Raw genomic sequence first — 5,497 nt, 5'->3', positions numbered from 1 at the left:
GCCACCCTGCTCGCCGCCACAACCACCGCCAACGCACAAAACATCACCATCGCAAATGCCGAGGCACTCGCCGCGGCGCCGGCGATCACCTGAACAAGTTGGTGGAACGGTCCCCGGGGGGCGGAGTCAGATCAGCGCTCGGCCCAGCGCCAGGCCGAAGCGGGCTCCGGGGCGCAGGCGGAAGGCGGCGCGCAGATGCTGGCGCGCGGCGCTTTTGTCGCCCAGCTTCATCAGGATGCGGCCGGCGATGTAATGGTTGCGCGCGGCCAGATCGGGGCGGCGGGCGAAGTGCTGCGGATAGCGCTTGAGGATGGCGGCACGGCAGATGGCATCGTTCAGCACCACCGAGGAGATATTGCCCGGCGTGTCGCAGATCACCACCATCGGGTCGGGCAGGAAGGCAAATTCGGTCACCTGGGCGACGCGGATCATCAGATCCCAGTCCTGGTAGCGCTTGAGATCCTCGGTGAAATGGCCCGCCTGGTCCAGCACTGCGCGTCGGATCAGCAGGGTCTGGGTGCTGGTGGTGTTGCGGCGCAGGATCTCGTCGGACATGTCGCCCTCGAGCCGGTCGAACACCGGCTCGGGGATGTAGAAGCTCTTGTTGCCGGCGCTGTGCAGCGCGCCGCAATAGCAGAGCCCCGCCTCGGGCTTGCCGTCCAGCGCCGCGACCTGGGCCGCCAGCTTGTGCGGCAGCCAGATGTCGTCGCTGTCCTGAAAGGCGATCAACGCGCCGGTGGCATGGGCGATGCCGAGATTGCGCGCGCCCGAGCCGCCGCGATTGGTGTCGGAAAACACCAACCGCACCCGGGGCGTGTCACGGTAGCGTTCCAGCGCGGCGCGGGTGTCATCGGTGGAGCAATCATCAACCACGATCAGCTCCAGATCCCGCCAGGTCTGCGCCAGCACGCTGTCGATGGCGCGCCCGACCAGGTCGGCGCGGTTATAGGCGGGCAAAATGACGGAAACGCGCGGCGCGCTCATGCCGGCAGCCCGCCGGTGTCGGGCCCCGGCCAGCCGCCCTGCCATTCGTTGCGGCGGCTCCAGATCCGGCGCCAATGCGCGGCGGCCTCGCGATGCCCGGGCTTGCCGGTGAGCCGCGCCGCCAAGGCCAGCAGCAGCCAGCGGTTCAGCGGCCAGAGCCGGAACAGCCAGAGGCCCAGACCGCGCTGCCAGGCCGGGAAATGCCGCTTGATCAGCAAGGCCTTGGCGCTGAGCAGGCGCACCATCTTGTCCACCCGCACGGTGTCGGAGGCGCCGCCGTAATGCACGATGACGCTGTCCGGGGTAACAGCGGGCCGGGCGCCGCGTTGGGCGGCGCGCAGGCAGAGGTCGGATTCCTCGCCATACATCACGAATTGCAGGTCGAACCCGCCCAACTCGTGCCAGAAGGCGGTGGGGATCAGGAAGAAGCAGCCGCAGACGATATCGACCTGGCGTTCGCTGTCGCGCCGCCATGCGCCGAAATCCTCGGCGTTGAACAGCGCGCTGCCGCTGAACAGGCGCGACAAGCCGCTGCTGCGGCAGAACACGTTCCACAGCGTCATCCGCGCAAAACACGAGCCGGGATTCAGCGCCCGGTCGCCGAACAGGGTGCGCCCACCCCAGATGCGCGCCTCGGGCCGGCGGCGGGCAAAGGCCAGCAGCTTGTCGATGGCACCGTCCAGCACCACGGTATCGGGGTTCAGCAGCAGCAGATACTCTCCGGTGGCGTGCCGGGCGGCGATGTTATTGGCCTTGGCAAAGCCGTGATTGTCACCTTCGGCCAGCAGCTTGGCCTCGGGGAACTCGGCGGCGATCGCCTCGGCCGAGCCGTCGCTGGAGGCATTGTCGACCACGATCAGGTCGAAAGGCGTGCGGGTTTCCGCATAGACCGATCGCAGGCAGTCCAGCGTCATCTCGCGGGTGTTGAAGCTGACAACCACGATCGAAACGGTCGGGGGGGAGGGCTGAGACGTCATGGCAAAACCGCTAAACTAGGAAAAAGGCAAAGACTTGTCGTGATTTTGCAGACTTTCGCACGTGCAGAAAACCCCGGGCCTCATCGCCGCTCCCTCCGGTCCTGCCGCTTTTTGGACGGGGCAAACCGGGTGTAGCGCGGTTCGGCCTGGCCGCGGGCATAGGTGCTGGACCCGCTGTCTTCTTCGATCGGTTCGTCATCGGCGTCGCGCAGGGCGCTTTCGCTGGTATATATCCACGCCCCCGAGCCGATGTAGAACATCACGAAGACCGCCGCCGCCCCCCACATATGCACGGTGGCCAGCGTGAAACAGATCGCCGCCAGGGTGATCAGATGCCCGGTGCGGATGCGCAGCCGGTCGTCGCCCTTCAACTGGGCCCGCATCGACGCCGCGAAATGGATCAGCATCGCGATGATCAGGAAGATCACCGCCGGGAAGCCATAGGACATCGCGGTGAACAGCCAGAAATTGTCCACCGAACTGGTCAGCCAGAATGGGCGCACCCAGTCGTTGAAGCCGATGCCGAACAGCGGGTTCGCCATGGCGTTGCGCATGCCGTATTCAAAAATGGCGATCCGGGTCCAGCCGGTGCTGGCGTTGAAGGTCAGGGTTTCGATCAGGATGGTGACCGGTGTCCGGTTCGACAGCGAGTCGATCACCACATAGAAGGTGATCGACAGGATGATCAGCAGCTTCCACTTGCCCTTTGTGATCTTGTCCCAGGCGATCAGCATGAATTGCAGCATGCAGGCCAGCAGCGGCGCCGAGCTGAGCGACATGAAGGTCATGAAGGTGGCGAACAACATGCCGGTAAAGCGCAGAAAGCCCTTGCCGCGCGCCATGTAATAGAGGTTGGCGATGGCCAGCGAACAAAACAGCCCATAGAGGATCGGGTGGGCAAAAACGGCATAGACCCGTTCCAGCCCCATGCGACCATAGGCGCTGCGCCCGCGCGAGATGGTTTCGAAGACGTTGCCGACAATCTCGGCGATCACGATGGTCCCGGTGATCAGCTCGATCAGGGCGAAGGGGAGCAGGAAGATCAGCGAATTCAGCAGGAACCGGATCATCCGGCGGTAATCGTCGACACCGCGCACCAATACCCGGCCCAGCAGGTAGCCGCCGACCAGTTCGACCACGGTGATGCCGGCATAGGGAATCCGCGAGGTGCCATGCACCACGATCAGCGCCAGGAAGATCCAGGCGGCATGGGCCGCCATCAGCAGGTCAACCGGTGTCACCCGCCCCACCTTGCCCTGCAGGATGCGCGCGGCAAAGGGGATGAACAGCACCAGCAGCAGCACCCGCAGCGGCGACAGGCTTTGCCCGGCGATGGTGAGCGAGATCGGCAGCAGGGTGCAGATGAAGTAGAGCGGCATGAGAAAGCTCGCCACCGCGGCCCCGTCACGCACGCCCATGGCCTCGGCAACGCGGCGCGTCAGGTTGGTGTCGGTGGTCGAGCTCATCCGTTCCGTGTTCCTGTATTGTGGCCCCTGCGTGGGCCTGGCCGCCGCGTTGCGTTCCGAGTATCCGATATGGGGGTCAGCGTCTCTCTACCCTAAGCTGTGCCGGCCTGCCGGGCCAGGTCTTGCGAGGCAACCGGGGCGGGCGCCGGGTTGCGGTCTTCCGGGCGGATGCGGCCATAGCTGAGAAGGGTCATGCCCGAGCGCAGCACCTTGGCCGGGTTGCCCGCCACGATCGAGCCGCTGGGGATCGACCGGGTCACCACCGATCCGGCGCCGACGATGCAATTGTCGCCGATCTCGACCCCCGGCAGGATCAGCGAGCGGCCACCGATAAAGCAGTTCTTGCCGATGCGGGTATGCACCTTGATGTTGCGGGTCATGTCATGCGACAGGATCCGCGCATCGAACGCGATATAGGTCCAGGCATCCACATGGATGCCCGCCGGATGCGTCAGGTCGAACTTGGCCGACAGGGACATGTTCACCGTCGGGTGAATGTCCATCTTCCAGACCTTGGTCAGATAGGACCGCTTCAGCGCCACGAGCTTCAGCCGGAGCCATCCGAGCCTGTTGAGGCTGCGCGCCATGCCAGGTTCCTTGTTCCGTTTGCGGCGGAAGATACGCTTGTGCTGCTGTGCGGCGCAAGTTCACTCGGCCCTTCTTTGCGGGATCGGCGTGACGATTCGGCGACGGTTTCGGCGTGGAGATCAACGCGCAACCGGCATGCGTCGCCGGGGGATGGGGGAAATGCCTGTTTCCGCGCCACCACCCACGGGATTATGCCGACAGGCTGATTCACCCGGAGGTAAACCCGGCGATCTGGAAACGATCGGCTGAAATCGGGCTGTTTTTGTCCGGTGGCGAAACCGCATCCCGCCGGATTTTCGGAATCATCTCGTCAGATCAACGACCTGCGTTCGGAACTGCCGGATCGCCGCACCACGGGCCGTAGTGCGGCGATCCGGCAGTAAATCAAGGGCCGCGGGAGCGCCCTGCGCCGCCAAACAACCGGTGGAAGTGCCGCCGCGCAGGCGCCGCAAAGCTGCCCTTCTTTGGCCCAGAATGTGGCCGTCACGCTGGAAACCGGCCACATTTGGTGTATGATGATGGGAACTGGATTTTAGAGGTTGTGGCGGGTCGATGCGCGGCCCGGTCGTTGGAGTAAGAGTGGTAGCATTGGGCCGTGGCGTTCAGCCGGTTGCGGGTACGGCCTTGGATACCAGCAAAGTTTCGTTCGAGGCGCAAAGCCGGGGTGTAGGCGCACCCTGTGCCGAAGCGTTCTTTTATCAGTCGGCTTGGGAAAAAGTATGGCGGACATAACAATAGGCACCACCGAGGCAGAAGCGCTGGATCTGGCCGGAGCCTACCAGATTGAAACCTTGCCCGGTTATTCCGGCGGGGCGGTGATCAAATCCACCGGCACCGGCACCGCGACCGGCAGCTTCACCGGCGCGGCCGGGAATTACTGGCTGCAGGTCAACTGGGTGAACGAGAATGACGGCGTGTCGCAATTCGCCGTGCTGGTGAACGGCGTGCAGGTCTCCAGCTGGACCGGCGTTGGCGGCAACAACACGGTCGAGACGCAGAACATCGCGGTGTCGCTGGCCTATGGCGACGTGATCACGCTGCGCGGCATTAAGGATGCCGGCGAACCGGCGCGGATCGACTCGCTCAACGTGGTCGAGAATACCGGCAATATCGACCCGACCGCCGGCGATGACAGCTATGTCACCAATCTGAACACCGCGCTGGTGATCAACGCGCCGGGCGTGCTGGACAATGACGACGATCTGAATGGCGACACGCTGAACGTGTCGCAGATCCTGAGCGGTGTCAGCAACGGCACCCTGTCGTGGAACCCGAACGGCTCTTTCACCTACACGCCGAACGCGGCCTTTGTCGGGCAGGACAGCTTCACCTACGAGGTGTCGGACGGCAACGGCGGCCTGGCGCAGGCGACGGTGACGATCGAGGTGGAAGATCCCAACGCACTGGAAGGGGCGCTGATCAATATCGGCAGCACCGAGGCGGAAACGCTGGACCTGGCCGGGGCCTATCAGGTCGAGGCCG

At 64.5% G+C, this 5,497-nt stretch carries 5 protein-coding genes; 1 reads left to right on the top strand and 4 read right to left on the bottom strand.

What is annotated here, in order from left to right; genetic code table 11:
* Positions 1–126 precede the first annotated feature (126 nt).
* The 4 genes from CVM52_RS07165 to CVM52_RS27950 all read right to left on the bottom strand — a co-directional run bounded on the left by CVM52_RS07165 (position 127) and on the right by CVM52_RS27950 (position 4,014).
* The gene (locus tag CVM52_RS07165) at positions 127–984 is read right to left on the bottom strand and encodes a glycosyltransferase family 2 protein (RefSeq protein ID WP_172720946.1); all 858 of its coding nucleotides are present in this window, start codon (positions 982–984) and stop codon (positions 127–129) included.
* A complete protein-coding gene (locus tag CVM52_RS07160) occupies positions 981–1,961 on the bottom strand; it encodes a glycosyltransferase family 2 protein (protein WP_100161822.1) in 981 nt (326 codons plus the stop codon). Before CVM52_RS07160 ends, CVM52_RS07165 begins: the two co-directional genes overlap by 4 nt.
* Positions 1,962–2,041: 80 nt before the next feature.
* Positions 2,042–3,427: an O-antigen ligase family protein gene (locus CVM52_RS07155; protein WP_100161821.1), complete on the bottom strand. Its 1,386-nt coding sequence runs from the start codon at positions 3,425–3,427 to the stop codon at positions 2,042–2,044.
* Positions 3,428–3,519: 92 nt separating this feature from the next.
* Entirely contained in the window at positions 3,520–4,014 is a 495-nt protein-coding gene (locus CVM52_RS27950) for an acyltransferase (protein WP_100161820.1), read from the bottom strand.
* Positions 4,015–4,734: 720 nt separating this feature from the next.
* Between CVM52_RS27950 and CVM52_RS26845 the strand changes: the two genes are divergently transcribed.
* Positions 4,735–5,497 (top strand): cadherin-like domain-containing protein (locus tag CVM52_RS26845; protein ID WP_172720945.1); only part of this gene is annotated, 763 nt, incomplete at its 3' end.

Source organism: Pseudooceanicola lipolyticus, from assembly GCF_002786325.1.
In the GTDB taxonomy this organism is placed as follows: domain Bacteria; phylum Pseudomonadota; class Alphaproteobacteria; order Rhodobacterales; family Rhodobacteraceae; genus Pseudooceanicola_C; species Pseudooceanicola_C lipolyticus.
This window is presented reverse-complemented; position numbering and strand designations above follow the sequence as displayed.